Origin of the sequence: Pseudomonas sp. B3(2017), assembly GCF_002113595.1 — a bacterium.
Taxonomy (GTDB): Bacteria; Pseudomonadota; Gammaproteobacteria; order Pseudomonadales; family Pseudomonadaceae; genus Aquipseudomonas; species Aquipseudomonas ekonensis.
This window is the reverse complement of sequence record NZ_NEIU01000028.1, coordinates 1-24,052: the sequence shown is the minus strand read 5'-3', so window position 1 is coordinate 24,052 and position 24,052 is coordinate 1. Positions and strand designations below refer to the sequence as shown.

Genomic DNA, 24,052 nt, shown 5'->3' with positions numbered 1-24,052 from the left:
GCCCAGAACACCACCGGCGGGCAAACCACCGACACCACCACCAACGCGCTGCGCGACTCGACCCTGACCCTCAGCGCCACGCCGACCATCACCGAAGCCGGCGGCGTGCTGGTGTACACCGCGACCGTGACCCAGGCACCGTTGACCGACCTGACCGTCACCCTGTCCAACGGTTCGGTGATCGTGATCCCGGCCGGCTCCACCACCGGCTCCGTCAACGTGCCGCTGGCCCCGAACGACACCGTCTACAACGACCCGAAACAGATCGACGTGACCGTCACCGGCACCACCGGCGGCAACGGCATCACCGTGACCACGCCGACCACCCCGGCCACCACCCAGGTCACCGACACCATCGACACCACCACCGTCACCCTGACGGCCGGGCCGAGCGTCACCGAAGGCGGGCAGATCACCTACACCGCCACCCTGACCAACCCGGCGCAGACACCGGTGACCGTCACGCTGTCCAACGGCTCGACCATCACCATCGGCGCCGGCCAGACCACCGGCAGCGTCAACGTGCCGACCGCGCCGAACGACGTCTACAACAACGGCAGCACCGTCACCACCACCATCACCGGCGCCAGCGGCGGCAACTTCGAGAACCTGGTGCCGAACCCGGCGCCGGCCGTGACCACCATCGTCGACTCCAAGGACACCACCGGCCTGACGCTGACCGCCACCGGCAGCGTCACCGAAGGCGGCCAGATCACCTACACCGCCACCCTGACCAACCCGGCGCAGACGCCGGTGACCGTCACCCTGTCCAACGGCGCGACCATCACCATCGAAGCCGGCAAGACCAGCGGCACCGTCAACGTGCCGACCGCGCCGAACGACGTCTACAACAACGGCGGCACCGTCAGCACCACCATCACCGGCGCCACCGGCGGCAACTTCGAGAACCTGGTGCCGAGCACCACGCCGGCGACCACCACCGTCACCGACTCGATCGACAACACCGGCCTGAGCCTGTCGGCCACCGGCTCGGTCGCCGAGGGCGGCCAGATCACCTACACCGCGACCCTGACCAACGCGGCCCAGACGCCTGTCACCGTGACCCTGTCGAACGGCGCCGTCATCACGATCGAAGCCGGCAAGACCACCGGAACCGTGACCGTCCCAGCCCCGGCCGACGACGTCTACAAGGACGCCGGCAAGGTCGAGGTCACCATCAAGGACGCGTCCGGCGGCAATTTCGAGAACCTGGTGCCGAGCACCGTTCCGGCGGTCACTGAGGTCACCGATACTGTCGATACCACCACCGTGAAGCTGACCGCCACCGAGTCGGCAGCTGAGGGCGGCACCGTCACCTACACCGCCACCGTGGGCGCACCCGTGACCGGTTCGCCGGTGACCGTGACCCTGGCGAACGGCCAATCGATCACCATCGAGGTCGGCAAGACCACCGGCACCGTCACCACCACCGCGCCGAACGACGCGTTGGCCGGCAATGCGCCGCTGACCAACTCGATCACCAACGTTTCCGGCGGCAACTACGAGAACCTGGTGGCCGACAAGACGCCGGTTTCGACCACCGTCACCGACACCGTCGACACCACCGACCTGACGCTCAGCGCCACCGGCACCGTGGCCGAAGGCGGTTCGATCGTCTACACCGCAACCCTGACCAATCCGGCCGGCACTCCGGTGACCGTGACCCTGTCCAACGGCGCGACCATCACCATTGAGGCCGGCAAGACGTCCGGCACCGTGACCGTCCCCGCGCCTGCCGACGACGTCTACAAGGACGCCGGCAAGGTCGAGGTGACCATCAAGGATGCGTCCGGCGGCAACTTCGAGAACCTGGTGCCGAGCACCACACCGGCCGTGACCGAAGTCACCGACACCATCGACACGTCGACCGTGAAACTGACGGCGGACACTTCGGTGGCCGAGGGCGGAACTGTCACTTATACCGCTACCGTCGGTGCGCCAGTGACCGGCTCACCTGTCACCGTGACCCTGGCGAACGGCCAATCGATCACCATCGAAGTGGGCAAGACCACCGGCACCGTCACCACCACCGCGCCGAACGACGCCCTGGCCGGCAATGCGCCGCTGACCAACTCCATCACCGGCGTGTCCGGCGGCAACTACGAGAACCTGGTGGCCGACAAGACCCCGGTCAGCACCACCGTGACCGACACCGTCGACACCACTGACCTGACGCTCAGCGCCACCGGCACCGTGGCCGAAGGCGGTTCGATCGTCTACACCGCGACCCTGACCAATCCGGCCGGCACTCCGGTCACCGTGACGTTGAGCAACGGCGCGACCATCACCATCGAGGCCGGCAAGACGTCCGGCACCGTGACCGTCCCCGCGCCTGCCGACGACGTCTACAAGGACGCCGGCAAGGTCGAGGTGACCATCAAGGATGCGTCCGGCGGCAACTTCGAGAACCTGGTGCCGAGCACCACACCGGCCGTGACAGACGTCACCGACACTGTCGATACCACCACCGTCAAATTGACCGCCACCGAATCGGCGGCTGAAGGCGGCACCGTCACCTACACCGCCACCGTGGGCGCTCCAGTGACCGGTTCGCCGGTCACCGTGACCCTGGCCAACGGCCAATCGATCACCATCGAAGTCGGCAAGACCACCGGCACCGTGACCACCACCGCACCGAACGACGCGTTGAACGGCCACGCTCCGTTGACCAACGCAATCACCGACGTATCCGGCGGCAACTACGAAAACCTGGTCGCCGACAAGACGCCGGTTTCGACTACCGTCACCGATACCGTGGACACCACCAACCTGACGCTGAGCGCAACGGGCACCGTGGCTGAAGGCGGTTCGATCGTGTACACCGCGACCCTGACCAATCCGGCCGGCACCCCGGTGACCGTGACCCTGAGCAACGGCGCCACCATCACCATCGAAGCCGGCAAAACTTCCGGCACCGTGACCGTCCCTGCGCCGGCCGACGACGTCTACAAGGACGCCGGCAAAGTCGAAGTGACCATCAAGGACGCCACCGGCGGCAACTTCGAGAACCTGGTGCCGAGCACCACGCCGGCCGTGACCGACGTCACCGACACCATCGATACTTCGACCGTGAAACTGACGGCGGACACTTCGGTGGCCGAGGGCGGCACCGTCACCTATACCGCGACAGTAGGCGCTCCTGTAACCGGTTCGCCGGTCACCGTGACCCTGTCCAACGGCCAGACCATCACGATCGAAGTCGGCAAGACCACCGGCACCGTGACCATCACTGCGCCTAACGACGCGCTCAACGGACACGCGCCGCTGACCAACGCGATCACCGACGTGTCCGGCGGCAACTACGAGAACCTGGTCGCCGACAAGACGCCGGTATCGACCACCGTCACCGACACTGTGGACACCACGAATCTGTCCCTGAGCGCCACCAATTCGGTCGCCGAGGGCGGTTCGATCACCTACACCGCGACCCTGACCAACGCGGCGGGCACCCCGGTGACCGTGACCCTGAGCAACGGCGCGACCATCACGATTGAAGCGGGCAAGACGTCCGGCACCGTGACCGTCCCTGCGCCGGCCGATGACGTCTACAAGGATGCCGGCACCGTTCAGGCGACGATCACCCACGCCACCGGCGGCAATTTCGAGAACCTGGTGCCGAGCACTACGCCGGCCGTGACCCAAGTGACCGACACCATCGACACCACGACGGTGAAACTCACGGCGACCGAATCGGCAGCCGAGGGCGGCACGGTCACCTACACCGCCACCGTGGGTGCGCCAGTGACTGGCTCGCCAGTCACCGTGACCCTGTCCAACGGACAGTCGATCACCATCGAGGTCGGCAAGACCACCGGCACCGTGACCACCACTGCGCCGAATGACGCGCTCAACGGACACGCGCCGCTGACCAACGCGATCACCGACGTGTCCGGCGGCAACTACGAGAACCTCGTGGCCGACAAGACGCCGGTTTCGACCACCGTCACCGACACCGTGGACACCACGAATCTGTCCTTGAGCGCCACCAACTCGGTCGCCGAGGGCGGTTCGATCATCTATACCGCGACCTTGACCAATGCGGCGGGCACCCCGGTGACCGTGACCCTGAGCAACGGCGCCACCATCACCATCGAAGCCGGCAAAACCACCGGCACCGTGACCGTCCCAGCCCCGGCCGACGACGTCTACAAGGACGCCGGCACCGTCCAGGCCACGATCACCAACGCCACCGGCGGCAACTTCGAGAACCTGGTGACCAGCAACACGCCAGCGGTGACCAGCGTCACCGACACCATCGACACCACCACGGTCAAACTGACCGCGACCGGCACGGCAGCGGAAGGCGGCACCGTCACCTATACCGCCACCGTCGGCGCTCCAGTGACCGGCTCGCCGGTCACCGTGACCCTGGCGAACGGCCAATCGATCACCATCGAAGTCGGCAAGACCACCGGCACCGTGACCACCACCGCTCCGAACGACGCGCTCAACGGCCACACGCCGCTGACCAACTCGATCACCAACGTGAGCGGCGGCAACTACGAGAACCTCGTAGCCGACAAGACCCCGGTCAGCACCACCGTGACCGACACCGTCGACACCACCAACCTGACGCTGAGCGCGACCGGAACCGTGGCCGAGGGCGGTTCTATCGTCTACACCGCGACCTTGACCAACGCCGCCGGCACCCCAGTGACCGTGACGTTGAGCAACGGTGCCACCATCACGATTGAAGCGGGCAAGACGTCCGGCACCGTGACCGTTCCTGCGCCAGCCGATGACGTCTACAAAGATGCCGGCACCGTTCAGGCGACGATCACCAACGCCACCGGCGGCAACTTCGAGAACCTGGTGACCAGCAACACCCCAGCGGTTACCAGCGTCACCGACACCATCGACACCACGACAGTGAAACTGACCGCGACCGGCACGGCAGCGGAAGGCGGAACGGTGACTTACACCGCTACCGTCGGCGCGCCAGTGACCGGCTCCCCGGTGACCGTGACCCTGTCCAACGGCCAGTCGATCACCATCGAAGTCGGCAAGACCACCGGCACCGTGACCACCACCGCGCCGAACGACGTATTGAACGGCCACGCGCCGCTCACCAACGCGATCACCGACGTCAGCGGCGGCAACTACGAGAACCTGGTTGCAGACAAGACGCCGGTTTCGACCACCGTCACCGACACCGTGGACACCACGAATCTGTCCCTGAGCGCCACCAACTCGGTCGCCGAGGGCGGTTCGATCGTGTACACCGCGACCCTGACCAACGCGGCGGGCACCCCGGTGACCGTGACGTTGAGCAACGGCGCCACCATCACCATCGAAGCCGGCAAAACCACCGGCACCGTGACCGTTCCTGCCCCGGCCGACGACGTCTACAAAGACGCTGGCACCGTTCAGGCGACGATCACCAACGCCACCGGCGGAAACTTCGAAAACCTGGTGACCAGCAACACACCAGCGGTGACCAGCGTCACGGACACCATCGACACCACCACCGTGAAACTCACGGCCACCGGCACCGCGGCCGAAGGCGGCACCGTCACCTACACCGCGACCGTCGGTGCACCGGTCACCGGTTCGCCTGTCACCGTGACCCTGGCGAACGGCCAGTCGATCACCATCGAAGTGGGCAAGACCACCGGCACCGTGACCACCACCGCGCCTAACGATGCGCTCAACGGCCATGCACCGCTGACCAACGCAATCACCAACGTCAGCGGCGGCAATTACGAGAACCTGGTGGCCGACAAGACGCCGGTCAGCACCACCGTGACCGACACCGTGGACACCACCAACCTGACGCTCAGCGCGACGGGCACCGTGGCCGAGGGTGGATCTATCGTCTATACCGCCACCCTGACCAACGCTGCGGGCACCCCAGTGACCGTGACGTTGAGCAACGGCGCCACCATCACCATCGAAGCCGGCAAAACCACCGGCACGGTGACCGTTCCTGCTCCAGCTGACGACGTGTACAAAGACGCCGGCACCGTCCAGGCGACGATCACCAACGCCACCGGCGGCAACTTCGAGAATCTGGTGACCAGCAACACGCCAGCGGTGACCAGTGTCACCGACACCATCGACACCACGACGGTGAAACTGACTGCGACCGGCACGGCAGCGGAAGGCGGCACCGTCACCTACACCGCCACCGTCGGCGCACCGGTCACCGGTTCGCCTGTCACCGTGACCCTGGCGAACGGCCAGTCGATCACCATCGAAGTGGGCAAGACCACAGGCACCGTGACCACCACCGCGCCTAACGACGCCCTCAACGGCCATGCACCGCTGACCAACGCAATCACCAACGTCAGCGGCGGCAATTACGAGAACCTGGTGGCCGACAAGACCCCGGTCAGCACCACCGTGACCGACACCGTCGACACCACCAACCTGTCCCTGAGCGCCACCAACTCGGTCGCCGAGGGCGGCTCGATCGTGTACACCGCCACCCTGACCAACGCCGCCGGCACCCCGGTGACCGTGACGTTGAGCAACGGTGCGACCATCACCATCGAAGCCGGAAAAACGACCGGCACCGTGACCGTTCCGGCGCCAGCCGACGACGTCTACAAAGACGCCGGCACCGTCCAGGCGACGATCACCAACGCCACCGGCGGTAACTTCGAGAACCTGGTGACCAGCAACACACCAGCGGTGACCAACGTCACCGACACCATCGACACCACCACGGTGAAACTCACCGCGACCGGCACCGCAGCGGAAGGCGGCACCGTCACCTACACCGCCACCGTGGGCGCGCCTGTGACGGGTTCTCCGGTCACCGTGACCCTGGCGAACGGCCAATCGATCACCATCGAAGTCGGCAAGACCACCGGCACCGTCACCACCACCGCTCCGAACGACGCGCTCAACGGCCACACGCCGCTGACCAACTCGATCACCAACGTGAGCGGCGGCAACTACGAGAACCTCGTAGCCGACAAGACGCCGGTATCGACCACCGTGACCGACATTGTCGACACCACCAACCTGTCCCTGAGCGCCACCAACTCGGTCGCCGAGGGCGGCTCGATCGTGTACACCGCGACCTTGACCAACGCGGCGGGCACCCCGGTGACCGTGACGTTGAGCAACGGCGCCACCATCACGATTGAGGCCGGCAAAACCACCGGCACCGTGACCGTTCCGGCGCCAGCCGATGACGTCTACAAAGACGCCGGCACCGTCCAGGCGACGATCACCAACGCCACCGGCGGCAACTTCGAAAACCTGGTGACCAGCAACACGCCGGCCGTGACCAACGTCACCGACACCATCGACAAGACCGAAGTCAGCATCAGCGGCAGCACCTCGGTGACCGAAGGCCAGACCGCCAGCTACACCGTCAGCCTGACCCACCCGGCGCAGACCGAAGTCACCCTGAAGATCGTCTACAGCGGCACCGCCGCCGACGGTTCGGACTTCACCGGCGTGTACACCGTGAAGATCCCGGCCGGCGCCAGCACGGCGACCTTCAACGTCGCGACCATCGACGACAAGATCACCGAAGGCACCGAGAACTTCGTGGTCAAGATCGACTCGGCCACCGGCGGCAACTTCGAGAACCTGGCGGTCAGCACCACCAACGGCAGCGTCAGCACGTCGATCATCGACAACGACGCACCGCCGGTCATCGACCTGGACGCCAACAACTCCAGCGGCGCCACCGGGGCCGACTACAAGGTGACGTTCACCGAGAACACCCCGGGCGCGGGCGTGCCGATCGCCGACACCGACATCAGCATCACCGACCCGGACAGCACCATGCTGACCGGCGCGACCATCGTGCTGACCAACCGTCAGCCGGGCGATGCGCTGAACCTGGGCAACAGCGTCAACGGCATCACCATCAACGCCAACAGCAAGGACGGCTCGATCACACTGACCCTGTCGGGCAACGCGACGCTGGCCGACTACATGCAGCAGATCAAGAACATCACCTTCACCAACGGCAGCGAAGACCCGAGCACCGTGCCGCGCATCATCACCGTGACGGTGACCGACGGCGGCAACTACTCCAACACCGCGACCACCACGGTCAACGTGGTGGCGGTCAACGATGCGCCGGTGGCGGCGCCGGTCAATGTCACCGGCACCGAAGACACCCCGCTGATCCTCGGCTGGTCGACCTTCGGCGTCAGCGACGTGGACAGCCCGGCCAGCAGCCTGGGCGTGAAGATCACCCAGCTGCCGGGCGAGGGCAAACTGCAGTACCTGGACGGCTCGACCTGGAAAGACGTCGCCACCAACCAGACCTTCAGCAAGGCCGACATCGACGCCGGCAAGCTGCGCTTCATGCCGGACGCCAACGAATCGGGCGTCAACGGCTACGGCGGCACCGGCATGGGCAACAACCAGGCCGACTACGCGCAAATCAAGTTCCAGCCCACCGACGGCCAACTGCTGGGCAACACCGGCACCGTCAAGATCGACATCACGCCGGTGGCGGATGCGCCGACCCTGGGCGTGGCCGACAACAGCGTGAAGTCCACCGGCCTGGTCAAGGAAGTCTGGAACGGCCTGTCGGGCCTGGGCACCAGCGGCAACGGCGCAGACCCGACCACGCTGAAGAACGTGATCGACGGCGCCGGCACGCCTAACTCCAGCGGCACCGTGGACAACGTGCAGTCCAACGGCAGCGTCACCGCCGGCACCGCGTCGAAGACCTCCGGCCTGATCTACCTCGAAGCCGGCAAGACCTACACCTTCACCGGCACCGGCGACGACAGCCTGCTGGTGACCATCGGCGGCAAGAGCGTGGCCTCGACCACGTGGGGCGCGGGCGGCAACCTCAACGGTTCGTTCACCCCGACCACCAGCGGCTACTACACCCTGGACATCTACCACCACAACCAGAGCGGCCCGGGCAGCTACGACGTCAACCTGTCGGTCAACGGCAGCGCGCCGATCGACCTGAGCAGCGCCGGCGTGCCGATCTACACCGGCGTGCAGGACCTGGTGAACGCCGGCGTGACCGTCTCCGACCTGCACGGCAGCAACGGCGAAGGCTACTACGACGGCTACAAGCTCAACACCGGCGCCGAAGGCACCACCGTGAAACTGTCGGCGATCACCACCGCGCTGACCGACACCGACGGCTCCGAGACCCTGAGCGTGAAGATCAGCGGCGCGCCGGTCGGCTCGGTGCTCAGCGACGGCGCAGGCCACAGCTTCACCGTGACCGCCGCCAACGGCGAGGCCAACGTCACCGGCTGGAACCTGGGCAGCCTGACCGTGACCCCGCCGACCTACTACAACGGCCAGTTCAACCTGACCGTGACCTCGACCTCCACCGAGGCCGTGGGCGGCTCGGCCAGCACCACCGCGACCATTCCGGTGACTGTGGTGCCGGCGGTCTACAACGCGGTGGTCGCCACCTCCGGCGACGATACCTTCACCGGCACCGACGGCAACGACATCATGGTCGCCGACATCGGCGGCCTGACCGTGGTGCCGGGCACCAACTACAACATCGCGTTCATGGTCGACACCTCGGGCAGCATGAGCACCTCCTCGATCAACGCGGCCAAGGACTCGCTGACGTCGGTGTTCAACACCCTCAAGAACAGCCTGGGCAGCAACTCGGGCACGGTGAACATCTTCCTGGTGGACTTCGACACCCAGGTCAACAAGTCGGTGTCGGTGAACCTCAACGACCCGAACGCCCTGACCCAGCTCAAGGCCGTGCTGGACTCGATGTCGTCCGGCGGCGGCACCAACTACGAAGACGTGTTCAAGGCCACGGCCAACTTCTTCCAGAGCGCCGACGCGGTGGCCAACACCGGTGCGAAGAACCTCACCTACTTCATCACCGACGGCCAGCCGACCTACTACCAGAGCGGCGAGCAGACCAACCCGACGCTGTACGGCAACGTGAAGCTCGATGACGTGGTGAAGACCAGCAACTACAAGCTGGGCGACAGCTTCGCCACCTACATCGACAGCAGCCACTACCTGAGCATCAACAGCGCCGGCAGCGTGGTCCTGCAGACGCTGAAGAACGGCAACTGGAACTGGAGCAACCTGGGCACCATCCACGCCCAGGGCGACGGCACCTATGAGCTGTCGAACCTGGCAGGCAGCGGCAGCAGCACCTCGTCGGCCACCACCGACAACGCCAACAGCGCCTTCGCGCTGCTGGGCGGCCTGTCGAACGTGGAAGCCATCGGCATCAACAGCGGGGTCAGCCTCAACGACCTGAAGCCGTACGACTCGGACAAGACGCCGCAGACCAACATCGATCCGAAGGACCTGGCCAACTCGATCATCGGCCACACCGAAGCGACGATGCCGGGCAACGACACCGTCAGCGGCGGCGACGGCAACGACATCCTGTTCGGCGACCTGGTGAGCTTCAACGGCATCGCCGGCGAGGGCTACCAGGCCATGCAGGCCTTCGTGGCGCAGCAGACCGGGGTGGACGTCAGCAAGGTCACCACCAGCAACGTGCACCAGTACATCACCGAGCACTACCAGGCGTTCGATGTGTCCGGCGCCCACGACGGCAACGACACCCTGCTGGGCGGCGCCGGCAATGACATCCTGTTCGGCTCGGGCGGCAACGACCTGCTCGACGGCGGCAAGGGCAATGACATCCTGCTGGGCGGCACCGGCAACGACACGCTGATCGGCGGCCAGGGCAACGACATCCTGATCGGCGGATCCGGCGGCGACACCTTCGTCTGGAAGGCGGGCGACACCGGCAACGACGTGATCAAGGACTTCAAGGCCAGCGAAGGCGACCGCATCGACCTGCGCGATCTGCTGCAGGGCGAGAGCGGCAGCACCATCGACAACTTCCTGAAGATCACCACGGTCGACGGCGTGTCGTCGCTGCAGGTGAGCTCGGCCGGCAAGTTCAACTCCGGCGACGCGGCGGCGGCCACGCCGGACGTGACGATCAAGCTGGAGGGCAACAACTGGTCGAGCGCCAACATCCACAACCTGATCGCCGGCAGCGACCCGACCATCAAGATCGACCACAACAACAGCTGATGAACGGAAACGGCCGCCCCCTTCGGGGCGGCCGTCACGTTTGCCGCCAGCCTGGCCGTGACGATTTCATCGTCTGACCGCATACTCCCGTGCAGTTGGCTATGCTGCTGACAGCACGACGCCGGTTCATTTCCGAGGGACGCTCAATGTTTTACGTGCAACGCGATGCGCAGGGCCAGTTGATCCGCGTGGAGGCGGCAGCCTACGCCGAGGCCACGGGAACGCTGCCGGCCGACCATGTCGAAATCCAGGAATGGTTCGCCAACGCGGCGGTGGAAAAGAGCCTCAAGCAGCTCAAGCAGAGCGACCTGGAAATGATCCGGGTGCTCGACGACCTGATTCAGGTGCTGACCCAGAAGGGCGTGATCCGCGTCACCGACCTGCCGGAAGCGGCCCAGGCCAAACTGATGGATCGCTCCCAGGCCCGTGAGGCGCTGGGCGGCCTGAGCCAGTTGATCAATGAGGACGAGCCCGGCCTGATCTGACTTGGCCGTTCGTCTTGCGTTGGGTGGGAGCCAGCCTGCTGGCGACGGCGTCCTTCGGGACGCCGAATCCCTCCAGCCTCACTTCCAGGGCGCGGGCTCACCGAACAGCTGCCCCTGCACCCCGTACAGCCCCATCTCGCGAATCACCGACAGCTCCCCTTCGGTCTCCACCCGCTCGGCGATCAGCGGCAGGTCGATGCTGTGGGCGGCCCGCTGGATCGCCTCGATGAACAGGCGCTTGTCGCCTTCCTGATCGATCGCCCGGATGTAGCTGCCGTCGATCTTCAGGTACGCCAGCCCCAGCCGCGCCAAGTTGCCGATCATGCTGAAGCGCCCGCCGAAGCGTTGCAGGCTCAGGGAGAAGCCCAGCTCGCGCAGGCGTCGGGTCAGTTGCTCCAGCACCGCCTGCTCCGGCAATTGTTCCTCGCCGATCTCCAGGGTCAGGCGCGGGCCGAGGTCGGAATGGGCCCGCAGGATCTCGAACACCTTGTTCAGCGCCTGGGGGTCGGCCAGGGTCGCCGAAGACAGGTTCAGCGCCAGCGACTCCTCATGCCCGGCCATCTGCTCCAGCACCCGCTCAAGCATCAGACGGTCCAGCCGCGCGGTCCAGCCGAAGCGCTCCAGCCACGGCAGGAAGCGGCCGGCGGGAATGGTCTGGCCCTGTTCGTCGAGCAGGCGCGACAGCACTTTGTAATGCAGCACCAGTTGCGTGTCCTGCGCCGCCACCACGGGCTGGAAGAACAGCTCGAAACGCCGCTGATTCAACGCCTGGTCGAGCAAGCGGTGCCAGGCGTGGTGGTCGTCGCCGACCTCCGCCGCCACGCTCTGGTCGAGGCAGGCCCAATTCTGCTCGCCCTGCCCTTCGGCCTGGGCCAGCGCCTGGTCGCCGAGGCTGAGCACCGCCTGCGGCGAGTCGCCGTGGGCAAACGGCGCCACGCCGATAGAGGCCACAGCGGCCACGTCGGTGGCGCCCGTCGCGTGCAGGCTGCTCAAGGCGTTGTCGAGGCTCTGCGCCAATTGCAGCGCTTCTTCGCGCGTCAGGCCCGGCGCCAGCACGGCGAATTCACCGCCACGGATCCGCGTCACGAGATTTTGGGTTTCCGGGTACTTGGCGCACTCGCGGGACAGCTGCTCGCCGACCGCTTTGAGCAATTCATCGGTGCGCTGCCCGCCCAGGCGCTGGTTGAGCCCGGCCAGGTCCTTGACCCGCAACAGCAGCAGATAGCCCGAGCTGGCCTGCTCCGGGTTGCTCACCCGGGCGTTGAGCTGCATCTCGAAATAGCGCCGGTTGGCCAAGCCGGTGAGGTTGTCCTGATAGGACTCGGTGCGCAGTTTCTCGCTGCGTTCGGCCTGCTCCTGGAACAGCGCCTTGAGCTTCTCGACCATCTGGTTCATCGCCAGCACAACCCGGCGCAGCTCCGGCGTGCGCGGCAGCTCCGGCAGGCTGAGGAACTCGCGGCGGGCGATGGCGTGGGACTGCTTGACCATGTAATCGAGCGGGCGCAGCTGCCGGCGCAGCAACAAGGCCCCGAGCACCGCACTGACGGCGCCGCACACCAGCAGCCAGCCGAGGCTGCCCAACGCGCTCTGCCACAGCTTGGCCAGGGCGAACATCGGATGGCTGACCACCTCGACCCGCGCCGCCTGCTCCCAGCCACGGCTGACCAGCGCGTCGCCGCCGGCCGGCTCCAGGCCGATCAGCCTGACGAACCACTCCGGCACATTGGTGACGGCCGGAATGCCGCTGCGCTCGACGATGGCCTTGTCGGTCTTCAGATCCACCACCCGGATGCTGGAGTAGTATCCGCTGTCGAAAATCGAACTGACCAGCAGCTCGACCATCGCCGGGTCATCGATGTTCGGCGTCAACGACAGCGCCAGCGCCGTGGCGGCGTCCTGGGCGTGGGAACGCAACTGGTTGACGTACTGGGTGCGCGAGCTTTCCAGGCTGACCATGAAGCTGCCGGTGAAGGCGACCACCAGGAACAGACAGATAGCGATCAACAGCTGTTTGAACAAGGACATCTGAGCGCGTGCTCCTAGTTAGTCGTCTCGACCGGGAATCCTTCGGCCTGCATTTTCTTCAGCACATCCTGCCAGCGCGACAGGCGTTTGGTGTCACCGACCTTCTTGTTGCCCTTGGCCCCCGGCAGGTACAGACCCTCGGCGTTGAAAGAGTAGACCGGCAGCAGATCGGTCCGCTCGGCCGCCGGCCTGATCGGGTCCATCAGGCTGTCGAGCACCAGGGGCATGGCGTCGGGGGTGGCATAGTAGGTCAACACCATGTGCGCGCGGTTCTGGCGCAGGGCCTTGACGTAGGTGATGCGCAATTTGTCACTGGAGACCCCCAGGTGACGCAGGCTGAAATACTTTGCGATTGCATAGTCCTCGCAATCCCCGGCACCCTTCCACAGCGCTTCGATGGGCGTCTCCCAGTAGTCGACCTCGTGCCACAGGTCGATGTCCTCGACGTAGCGCATCTGCTTGTTGAAGAACAGGTTCACCACCTTGAGCTTGTCCGCCTCGCTGACCTGCTTTTGCGTGGCCAGCAGGTTCTGCCAGGCATCGATGCGCTGCTGCCCGGCGCCCAGCGGCCCGTACAGCGCCGTGGCCTTGCGGCTGATCGCGGAAAAGTCCCAGTCGGCATGCAGGCCGCCCAGCATGGCGCCGGCCAGCAGCAACGCGCAGGCCAGCCGGCGCGCAATCCGTGGAATCGCGAAAGTTACCGCCAATGCAAGGCATCCAGGGCAGGGAGGAAAGCGTCTGATGGTGAAGGTTAGCCCAGCAAAAAACAATGGCACCCTGAGATCATCTCCGCCGCGCTAAACTCAAGGGGTGACGGGATTCCTCGACATGGTTTGACAACCTGTAGAGCAATCACTAGTGTCCTTTGGATCCAAATTCCGTAGTCATTCAGGGTGCGTAGTTGTGACACAGAAGCCCAAGCCGCTGCACAGCATCAAGGTCGACGGGCCGATTCCCGCGCATCTGGCGCGCTCGATCATCGAAGAGACCCTGCGTTCGGCGATCCTCGACGGCCGCCTGCCTTGCGGCACCGCCGTGCGCCAGCAGGATCTGGCCGACCTGTTCGGCGTCAGCCGCATGCCGGTGCGCGAGGCGTTGCGCCAACTGGAAGCCCAAGGCCTGCTCAGCGTGGTGGCCCACAAGGGGGCCGTGGTCGCTCCGCTGATCCAGGGCGACGCCACGGAAACCTACGAGTTGCGGATCCTGCTGGAGTCCGAGGCGCTGCGCCAGTCGGTGCCCCTGCTCACGGCAGCCGATCACGACCGTGCGGCCGGCTACATCGATGAGCTGGAAACTGAACACGACTACACCGAGATCGGCCGGCTCAACCGGCTGTTCCACATGGCGCTGTACTGCAAGGCCGCCAACGGTCGCCTGCTGCGCCTGGTGGAAGACGGCCTGAACGAGGAGGAGCGCTTCCTGCGCTTCAACCTCGAAGCCATGGGCCTGGGCAAGTTGTCCCAGGACGATCACCGGGCGCTGCTGCACGCCGTGCGTGAGCGCGACACCGACCATGCGGTGAAACTGCTGGAGCAGCACCTCAACCGCGGCGTCGAGGTCATCACCCGTTACCTGGCCAGTTCCGCCGCGCAAAACCGCAAGACCGCCCGCTAACCCCTTGCGCCGGGCCTGCCAATCGGCCCGGCGAATCACCCGCTTACAAATCCCCCCGCCCGCCACGGTGAATTGCCGTGGCACTTCGGCGCCTGCGCTCTAACCTCCCCACCCAACTTCAACCCGCCCGAAATTCGCACCGCAAGCAAGTCACTTTCGACGATAGCGGCGACGCCGAATTACGCGCACCCTTGAACCGCCAACCGAATCAAGAACGGGCGACGCGCCGTCGGCGCAGTCCCCGCACCAGGAACCTACGGAAGGAGCCTTGTAACGGGAAAAGGAAGCGACGGCGCCGTTTCAGCCCAACTTCATCCCCTCAGACCACTTCATTCATCCAGTTAGAAAGTTGCTTCGAGTGAGGCATTCACTCTTATTAATCAATTTTGGCCATTTATTGCCGAAAGGAGCAACTACGCCCATGTAAAACTCAAATCAAAAGTTTTACCGGGCCTGCTCATATCTTAAAAACAGCCAACTTAAAATAATTAAAAATAAACTTGTTAAGTTGTTTTGTGATGTATTAGCTTTTTATGCGCCGGGCAATCGGGCGCCATCGTGTCCCGTCAAGCCAGGCCCTGGAGACCTAAAAGACAGAGGCCCCGCGCCGTCGACCTGCTCCAGGCGATCGATATTCAACTTCAACTTTCATCGAACCGAATGAGGCTATCGCTCGCCGAGAAAAAGATATTCACCGCTGTTAGCCATTGTTTGACCAGTCCCTATATCCCTATAAGCCAGAGGCTCGTAATCATGCCAACAAAAGAACAACTTTCCCTGAAGAAAGCCGAACTCAGCGTCCATCCGATCTTTTCCGAAATTGACTCCCTGACGGCGTTGCGCCGGTTCATGGAGTCCCATGTGTTCGCCGTCTGGGACTTCATGTCGCTGACCAAACGCCTGCAGCAGGAACTGACCTGCACCCGCTTGCCCTGGCTGCCGCCACGGGATCCGCACGCCGCGCGGCTGATCAACGAGATCGTGCTCGGCGAAGAGTCGGACGACCGACCTGCCCACGGTCATTACAGCCATTTCGAACTGTACCTGGACGCCATGCGCGAAGTCGGCGCGGACACCACGGCGGTGGAACGCTTCGTCGCGCTGCAGCAGGAAGGCGTGAGCTATGAGGTGGCGCTGCAGAGCGTCGAGGTCGATCCGGCCGCCGCGCAGTTCGTCCGCGACACCCTGCACACCGCGCTGCATGCCCCGGGGCACAGCGTCGCCGCCGCGTTCCTGCACGGTCGCGAGAGCGTGATCCCGACCATGTTCCAGCGCATGCTCGACGCCTGGGGCATCGGCGCCGACCAGGCCCCGACCTTCCGTTACTACCTGCAGCGGCACATCGAAGTCGATTCCGAAGACCACGGCCCTGCGGCGGAGCAACTGCTGGCGCGGCTGGTCGAGGGCGATCCGCAGCGCGAGGCCGAAGTCTACGCCAGCGCCCTGGCCGCTGTGGAAAGCCGCATCGCCCTGTGGGACGGCCTGCGCCAGAGCCTGCATGAGCCACTGGCGGAGGTGACGCCATGAACGCCGCCGACTACCAGTCCTTCGCCGACGCCTGGGAAAGCCGCGCCACCATCCGCACCCGCCCGCGCCGGGTGGTGGAGAACGACGAGCGCCTGATCTATCCCCTCAGCCGCCAGCCGCTGGTGCTGAGCGAGACCTTCCTGCGCGAGTGCCCCGAGCAGCGTGACTTCGCCCTGGTGCAGACCCTGTACAAGTTCATCAACGACGTGGTGATCTTCGAGACCGAGATCGTCGACAAGACCGCCCGCAACATCGCCAAGAACCGCTTCGCCGTGGCTTTCCCGTTCGCCTGCCGCTACGACGCCATGACCGTGGTGGTGGACGAGGACTATCACGCGCTGGTGGCGATGGACTTCATGCAGCAGACCGTGGCCATGACCGGCATCGAACCCATCGGCCTGCCCGACGAGATCGAACTGAGCCGGGCGATTCCGGCCGCCGTGGCCCTGGCGCCGGAGCACCTGCGCGATGCGGTGGAACTGATCTGCGTGGCCATCGCCGAAAACACCGTGACCGGCGACGTGGCGGCGTTCGCCCGGGACGACACGGTCAAGCCGTCGATCAAGGGCCTGATGGCCGACCACCTGCTCGACGAGGGCCGTCACTCCAGTTTCTGGGCGCGCATGGTGCGCATCTACTGGCACACCGCGAGCGAAGCGGACCGCGAATGCATCGCGCAGATCCTGCCGGTGTTCATCGGCCACTACCTGACCAACGACATCCAGAAGGCCTTCGACCTGCGCCTGATCGACGCCTTGCCGGTCAGCGCTGCCGTGCGCCGTTCACTCAAGGACGAGATGGCCGGGCTGGCGTTCCCGATCAACCGCCACCACCCGCTGGTGGGCAACATCGTGCGGTTTTTCCACAACAGCTCGCTGCTCGACACGCCCTGCGTGCAGCACGCCCTGCGCGACTACCTGATCTGAAGAGGAAAGCGTCATGAAACGCCTCGACATTTTGCTGATCGGCTGCAGCCAGGCCATGACCGACCTGGCGCAGGAACTTGAACAACACGGTCATTCACAGGTTCTGCTCAAGCATGGCCATGCGCAGCCGCGACCGGCGGCGGATCTGGTGATCGACGACGGTTGCGCGCCGCAAGACTTCGGCCCGACACCCCACCTGTCCCTGCGCCTGGGCATCGGCGCGAAAGGGACCGGCGGCCTGCCGACCCTCGACCTGCTGTGCCTGCACGGCACGCGGCTGCTGAGCCGTGTGCCCATGGCAGACGAGCCGTCCGGCAACGGTCAGAGCCTGCGCCGACGGACACTGGCGCAGATCGTGGATGAGGTGGCCCTGCTGGTCAGCCGGCTCTCCCGCGACGCGGAGTACTTCCGGCACGCGCCGGCGGCCGACGCGCCGGACTTCGAGCAGGTGGAAAGCCTGACGTTCCTCGACGGGCTGGCCTACGTCCACCGCCTCAACGCCACGGCCGACCCAGCGCTGCTGCAACAGGCGCAGGCGCCGATGATCGAGCGCCTGGAACAGAGCCTGATCCGCCACGCCCAGCGACCGGCGCTGCACCTGGCCGAGCAGTCGGTCAGCTACGGCCAGTTGCACGTGCACGGCCGGGCGATCCGCCAACGCCTGCAGCCGCTGCTCGAACAGCGCCCGCAACCGTGGGTGGTCGGCCTCTGCCTGCCCAAGGGCCGCGAGCTGTTCGCCTCGATCCTGGCGATTCTCGGCAGCGGCGCGGTGTACTTGCCGCTCGAACCCAGCCACCCGTTGCAGCGTCAGCAGTACATCCTGGAGAACGCCGGGGCGGTGCTGTTGCTGCACGACGGCGCGCATCCGCTCAGCGGATCGATGCCGGGGCTGGACGTCAGCGGCATCGACCCGACCGACGCACAGCTTGGGCAACCGCTGATGCTGCAGCGCCCCGCGCTGGAGGCACCGTGCATGGCGCTCTACACCTCGGGAACCACCGGGCACCCGAAAGGCGTGCTGCTGAGCCAGGCCAACCTCGCCCACTTCACCGCGTGGTACGCCGACTACGTGGGGCTCGACGCGCAGAGCCGGGTGCTGCAGTTCTCCTCGTTGAGCTTCGACTCGTCGCTGATCGACATATTCCCCACCCTGCTAGAAGGCGCCGAACTGGTGGTGCCCGACGTCGACCAGCGCCGCGATCCGCTGCAACTGGTGGCGCTGATCCGTCGCCGGCAACTGAGCCACGCGTTTCTGCCGCCGGCGCTGTTGAGCATCCTGCCGTTGGAGCAACTGCAAGGCGTCGGGCAGATCATGACCGGCGGCGACGTCTGCGAACCGTTCGTGATCGAGCAACTGACCCGCCAAGGCACACTGCACAACCTCTACGGCCCCACCGAAGCCACGGTGCTGATCACGGCCCGGCCCCTGCAGCCGGGCGACAGCAACCGCACCCTCGGCGGGCCGATCGCCAACAGCCAGGTGCTGATCCTCGATGACGACCTGCAACCGGTGGAGGAACAGACCGTCGGCGAACTGTTCATCGTCGGCCCCGGCGTGTGCCTGGGCTACCTGAACAACCCGCAGCAGACCGCCGAGCGCTACCTGACACTGGCCTTGCCGGACGGCCGAACCCTGCGCGCCTACCGCAGCGGCGACATGGCCAAATGGGGTGCGCACGGCATCGAGCTGTGCGGGCGCCGCGACAATCAGGTGAAGATCCGCGGCTTCCGGGTCGAGCCGGAAGAGATCGAGCGCTGCCTGCGCGAGAGCCGGCTGTACCGCCAGGTGACGGTGGTGATCGACAGCCAGCGGCGGATTCTGGCCTTCCTCGCCCAGCCGCAGGAGCAGCGACCGGGCGAGGCCCGCGAAGCACTCAAGGCCCACGCCCGGCAGTTCCTGCCGGACTACATGCAGCCGGCGGCCTGGACTGAACTGGCGGACATGCCCTACGCCAGCAACGGCAAGGTCGACCGCAAGGCATTGCTGGAGCGGCCGGTGAGCGTCCAGGACAGCGGCCCGAAAAGCCTGCCGGCCAACGCCGACGAAGCGCTGCTGCTGGATATCTGGGCCGAACTGCTGGAACTGCCGGCCGACGACATTTCCACCGACGAGAGCTTCTTCAACCTCGGCGGCCATTCGATCCTGCTGTCGCGCATGCTGCTGCGCCTGCGCGAGGAATTCGGCCGCAGCATCTCGATCAACCGCTTCATCGAACGGCCGACCATCGCCAAGCTCGCCACCCTGGTGCGCGGCACGGACGACAGCGCCGTGCTCAGCGCCCAGGCCATGGCCGACGCCGAACGCACGCTGGACATCGAGCCCCTGCCGATCAGCCGAATGGGCGATGTGCACAAGGTGATCGTCACCGGCGCCAACAGTTTTGTCGGCGTGCACATCGTCGAGGCGCTGCTGGGCTGGGGTGCCGGCGAAGTGGCGTGCCTGGTGCGCGACGGCGGCGGGCAGACGGCGGCGCAACGCTTCGCCCAGTCGCTGCGGGAAAACCGGCTTGAGCATCTGGACCTGAGCCGGGTGCGGGTGTACGCGGCGGACATCGCTCGGCCGCAGCTGGGGCTGACCGACGAGGACTACGAACGGCTCGACCGCGAGTTCGGCGCCCTGGTGCACAACGCCGCCAACGTCAATCACGTGCTCGATTACGAGTCGCTGGCGGCGGACAACGTCGAACCGATCTTCGAGCTGCTCAGGCTATGCGAAGGCCGCAGCAAGAAAGTGTTCAACTTCGTCTCGACCCTGTCGGCCTCCAGCACCGTCGACGCCGAGGGCCGGGTGCTGGAGCTGCCTGCCGCGCCCACGCCGCCGATCTACATCCGCAACGGCTACAACCTGTCCAAATGGGTCGGCGAGCGCCTGCTCGAACGGGCGCGCGAGCGTGGGGTGCGGGTCAACCTGTACCGCCCCGGCAACATCAGCTTCAACAGCCAAAGCGGCGTCTGCCAGCCGCACAAGAACCGGTTGATGCTGATGCTCAAAGGCTCGATCCAGCTGGGCCAGGTGCCGGCCTTCGCGCTCAACTTCGACCTGATGCCGGTGGACTTCCTGGCCCGCTTCATCGCCTTCCACGCCAGCCGCCACTCGGCCGAACGGGCGGTGTTCAACCTGCACAACCCCGAACCGCTGAGCTGGGACGCCTACGTGGCGTCGTTCCGTGAGACCGGCCGTGAGTTTTCGCTGGTCAGCGTCAGCGACTGGCAACGGCAGCTGGGCCGGGTCGATGCCGACAACGCGCTGTTCGGCGTGCTCGGCTTCTACCTCAACGGTTTCGAGGAAGACATCGGCGACATCTCCCTGATCGGCCACGCCAACGCCCACGCCGGCGTGCGGCAGATGGGCGCGCGCTACCCGGAAAAGTCACCGGCGCTGCTGCGGCGCGGCTGCGATTACCTCAAAGAAATCAATTTCATCTGAACCATCCCAACAGCAAGGAGCAACACCATGAGCACACTGCAACCCGACACCCTGATCAAGAACCCCCACGGCTGCCACGTCGTGTCCTCGGTGCACGTGCCGGCGGACGCCGCGCAGGTGTGGGCGGTGGTCGGCGACTTCGCCGGTTTCCACCGCTTCATCCCGGCGCTGTCGCACATCGAGATGACCGGCGAAGGCGTGTCGTCACTGCGCAAGAAGTTCTTCAAGGACGGCAACGTGGTGGTCGAGCAACTCAACTCCCGCGACGAGCAGGCGCGGAGCATGACCTGGACGACCATCTACAACACCCTGGGCGTGGCCAACCTGTGGGCGGCGATGAACGTGGAATCGCTGGGAGAGGGCAAGGCACGGGCGACCTGGACGATCATCGCCGAACCCGCTTCAGGTGGCGCCGAGGCGCTGCCGGGGTTCAAGGACTTCGTGCAGGGGTTCGCCGATGACGCGATGGGGAATGTGTTGAAGCTGCTTGCGTAAGGCTTCATGGCGGTGGTGACTGAACCGCCGCTTTCGCGGGCAAGCCCGCTCCCACAGAGGCTGTGCGTACGGCACAGATCCAGTGTGGAAGCGGGCTTGCTCGCGATTGACCGAAAGCCCCGGGCAATCAGATCTTGAAGCTGTCCACCAGTTGCTTCAGCCGGTTGGCCTGCTGCGACAGTGCATCGCAATCCTTCAACGTTTCGTTGAGGTTGGCCACGCTCTGCTGGTTCAGCAGGTTGATCTGGTTGACGTCGATGTTGATGGTTTCCACTACGGCGGTCTGCTCTTCGGTCGCCGCAGCCACCGACTGGTTCATGCCGTCGATCTCGCCGATGCGCTTGGTCACGCTGATCAACCGCAGGCCGGCCTGGTTCGCCACCTCCACGCTCTGCTCGCTGGACGCCTGACTGGCGTTCATGGTGCTGACCGCTTCACGCGAACCGACCTGCAGCGAGGTGATCATCTTGTGGATCTCTTCCGCCGACTCCTGGGTGCGGTGGGCGAGGTTGCGCACTTCGTCCGCCACCACCGCGAAACCGCGTCCGGCCTCGCCGGCACGGGCCGCCTCGATCGCCGCGTTGAGGGCCAGCAGGTTGGTCTGCTGGGAGATGCCCTTGATCACGTCGAGGATGTGGCCGATGTTGTCGGTGCTGGCGTTCAGGGTTTCGATCTGCTCGCACGACAGGCTGATCTTCTGCGACAGCTCGGTCATGGCCTGAATGGTCTGCTCGACCACCTGACGGCCGTCGTCGGCCTGCTCGCTGGCGCCGCTGGCGTGCTGCGAAGCGTCGGCGGCGTTGCGGGCGATCTCCTGGGTTGCGGCGCCCAACTGGTTGATGGCCGCGGCCACGCTGTTGGTGCGGGCGCTCTGCTCGTCGGAACCGACGATCGACGCGTTGGACGCGGTCATCACCCGCTGCGACAGGTCATGCACATGACGGGTCGCCGAGGAGACTTCGGAGATCGACGCGTGGATCCGCTCCACGAACTGGTTGAACGAACTGCCCAACTCGCCGAACTCGTCCTTGCTCTCCACCACCAGACGGCGGGTCAGGTCGCCCTCACCCTGAGCGATGTCCTGCATCGCGCGGCCCATGGTGATCAGCGGACGCATCAGCACGTTGATCAGCAGGCTCAGCAGCACGGCAATCACCGCCACCGCAATGAACATCGCGATCAGCGCCGACGTGCGGAATTGACCGAGGGCGGCGTAGGCCTTGTCCCGGTCGATCGACAGACCGATGTACCACTCGGCATTCGGCAAACCGCTGACCGGGGTGAACGACAGGATGCGCTCCTGGCCGTTGAGCACCACGTTCTGGTTGCCCTTCTCGATGCGCACGCTGGAGTTCGGGTAGATGTCCTTCAGGTTCTTCATCACCTGATCTTTGTCCGGGCTGACGATCACCTGACCGTCGGCGCTGACCAGGAAGGCGTGGCCGATGCCGCCGAAGTCCACCGAGTTGATGATCTTCACCAGGGTTTCCAGGCTCAGGTCGCCACCGACCACGCCGAGCAGCTCGCCGTTCTTCTTCACCGGCATGGCGATGGTCACTACCAGGCCGCCGACGGCAGCCATGTACGGCGGGGTGAGCATGGTCTTGTCGGCGGCCACGGCCTGTTTGTACCAAGGGCGCTGACGCGGATCGTAGCCATCCGGCATCTTCGCGTCCGGACGCTGGGTGAATACGCCGTTGGCTTGGCCGACGTAGGTGAACTGGAAGTTCGAGGTGAAGGCCGGCTGATCGACCAGGCCCGGGAAGTCGGCGCCCTTGCCTTGGTGGGCGACGTTCTGCGCGAGGTTCTCCAGTACCAGGATCCGCCCGCTCATCCAGTTCTGCACGCTGCTGGCGGTCAGGTCGCCGGCCTGCTGCACGGAGGACTGGAGGTTCTGGCGAATGGTGTTTCGCTGCAGGTAGTCGTTGTAGAGGGTGAACAGCGCGAACGCCAGCACCACGACGCCCGAGGCGGCCAAGAGGATTTTATGGCTGAACTTGAGATTCATTTCATGGGACTTCTTATGCCAAAAGTGGGGATGCGTTCCAGATGCAACATTCCGTGTGATTTCAGTTTCCATTAGCTGGCAGGCAACGTTTCTGCGGCTGCTCTACTTTGGTGCACGCATGTCTCATCAGTCTTTCGGCACGGAGCGCAGAAAACTTAGGGCTTTGTACAAAATGAATGGCATATCAGCCAGATTCCCGCCAGGCGGAAGGGCGGAATCTTCGGTTGTCCGGGATTTTCATGCCCCGGAAAAGACAAAACCCCAATTGCTTTCGCAATTGGGGTTTCGGAATTCAATCTTGACGATGACCTACTCTCACATGGGGAAACCCCACACTACCATCGGCGATGCATCGTTTCACTTCTGAGTTCGGGATGGGATCAGGTGGTTCCAACGCTCTATGGTCGTCAAGAAATTCTGTGGCCAACCCGTTACAGCGTAACGTGTCAGCGAAAATCGGTGACTTCTACTTAAAACAAAACCCCAACCGCTTTCGCAGTTGGGGTTTCGGAATTTAATCTTGACGATGACCTACTCTCACATGGGGAAACCCCACACTACCATCGGCGAT

Annotated in this window: 9 protein-coding genes, 1 rRNA gene and 2 pseudogenes; 7 read left to right on the top strand and 5 right to left on the bottom strand. The window is 65.1% G+C overall.

Annotated elements, in window-relative coordinates; translation table 11 throughout:
• Positions 1-57: 57 nt before the first annotated feature.
• A pseudogene (locus tag CAG33_RS26505) lies at positions 58-10,974 on the top strand (immunoglobulin-like domain-containing protein); the annotation flags it as partial.
• A gap of 146 nt (positions 10,975-11,120) precedes the next feature.
• Entirely contained in the window at positions 11,121-11,459 is a 339-nt protein-coding gene (locus CAG33_RS26500) for a tryptophan synthase subunit beta (RefSeq protein WP_085582197.1), read from the top strand.
• A 78-nt stretch (positions 11,460-11,537) separates the two neighbouring features.
• On the opposite strand, the gene lapD is transcribed toward CAG33_RS26500, so the two are convergent.
• The gene (gene lapD / locus CAG33_RS26495) at positions 11,538-13,484 is read right to left on the bottom strand and encodes a cyclic di-GMP receptor LapD (protein ID WP_085582199.1); all 1,947 of its coding nucleotides are present in this window, start codon (positions 13,482-13,484) and stop codon (positions 11,538-11,540) included.
• A gap of 14 nt (positions 13,485-13,498) precedes the next feature.
• Positions 13,499-14,191, bottom strand: coding sequence for a cysteine protease LapG (lapG, locus tag CAG33_RS26490; RefSeq protein ID WP_085631789.1), 693 nt, complete (start codon positions 14,189-14,191; stop codon positions 13,499-13,501).
• Positions 14,192-14,387: 196 nt separating this feature from the next.
• Here lapG and CAG33_RS26485 point away from each other — a divergent pair, with 196 nt between their 5' ends.
• The 5 genes from CAG33_RS26485 to CAG33_RS26465 all read left to right on the top strand — a co-directional run bounded on the left by CAG33_RS26485 (position 14,388) and on the right by CAG33_RS26465 (position 21,473).
• Positions 14,388-15,098, top strand: coding sequence for a GntR family transcriptional regulator (locus CAG33_RS26485; RefSeq protein ID WP_085582203.1), 711 nt, complete (start codon positions 14,388-14,390; stop codon positions 15,096-15,098).
• Positions 15,099-15,848: 750 nt separating this feature from the next.
• Positions 15,849-16,625, top strand: a complete 777-nt coding sequence (locus tag CAG33_RS26480) for a DUF3050 domain-containing protein (RefSeq protein ID WP_170930083.1) — start codon at positions 15,849-15,851, stop codon at positions 16,623-16,625.
• A complete protein-coding gene (locus CAG33_RS26475) occupies positions 16,622-17,551 on the top strand; it encodes a diiron oxygenase (RefSeq protein WP_085582207.1) in 930 nt (309 codons plus the stop codon). Before CAG33_RS26480 ends, CAG33_RS26475 begins: the two co-directional genes overlap by 4 nt.
• A 13-nt stretch (positions 17,552-17,564) precedes the next feature.
• Positions 17,565-20,978 carry a non-ribosomal peptide synthetase gene (locus CAG33_RS26470; protein ID WP_085641124.1) on the top strand — a complete coding sequence of 1,138 codons (3,414 nt, stop codon included), beginning with the start codon at positions 17,565-17,567 and terminating at the stop codon, positions 20,976-20,978.
• 27 nt (positions 20,979-21,005) lie between these two features.
• Positions 21,006-21,473: an SRPBCC family protein gene (locus tag CAG33_RS26465; protein WP_085582212.1), complete on the top strand. Its 468-nt coding sequence runs from the start codon at positions 21,006-21,008 to the stop codon at positions 21,471-21,473.
• A 127-nt stretch (positions 21,474-21,600) separates the two neighbouring features.
• Here CAG33_RS26465 and CAG33_RS29170 read toward each other — a convergent pair whose 3' ends face one another.
• The 3 genes and pseudogenes from CAG33_RS29170 to rrf form a co-directional block, all read right to left on the bottom strand.
• Positions 21,601-22,386 carry a methyl-accepting chemotaxis protein gene (locus CAG33_RS29170; RefSeq protein ID WP_371856107.1) on the bottom strand — a complete coding sequence of 262 codons (786 nt, stop codon included), beginning with the start codon at positions 22,384-22,386 and terminating at the stop codon, positions 21,601-21,603.
• Between the two features lie 69 nt (positions 22,387-22,455).
• Positions 22,456-23,481 (bottom strand): annotated as a pseudogene (locus CAG33_RS29165) (cache domain-containing protein); the annotation flags it as partial.
• Between the two features lie 296 nt (positions 23,482-23,777).
• A 5S ribosomal RNA gene (rrf, locus tag CAG33_RS26455) occupies positions 23,778-23,893 on the bottom strand.
• Positions 23,894-24,052 lie beyond the last annotated feature (159 nt).

What these genes read in the sequence shown, in the direction of transcription:
- CAG33_RS26500 (WP_085582197.1), top strand. Translation starts at nt 11,121, where the DNA reads ATGTTTTACGTGCAACGCGATGCGCAGGGCCAGTTGATCCGCGTGGAG.
- CAG33_RS26475 (WP_085582207.1), top strand. Translation starts at nt 16,622, where the DNA reads ATGAACGCCGCCGACTACCAGTCCTTCGCCGACGCCTGGGAAAGCCGC.
- CAG33_RS26470 (WP_085641124.1), top strand. Translation starts at nt 17,565, where the DNA reads ATGAAACGCCTCGACATTTTGCTGATCGGCTGCAGCCAGGCCATGACC.
- CAG33_RS26465 (WP_085582212.1), top strand. Translation starts at nt 21,006, where the DNA reads ATGAGCACACTGCAACCCGACACCCTGATCAAGAACCCCCACGGCTGC.
- CAG33_RS29170 (WP_371856107.1), bottom strand. Translation starts at nt 22,386, where the DNA reads ATGACCGCGTCCAACGCGTCGATCGTCGGTTCCGACGAGCAGAGCGCC.
- lapD (WP_085582199.1), bottom strand. Translation starts at nt 13,484, where the DNA reads ATGTCCTTGTTCAAACAGCTGTTGATCGCTATCTGTCTGTTCCTGGTG.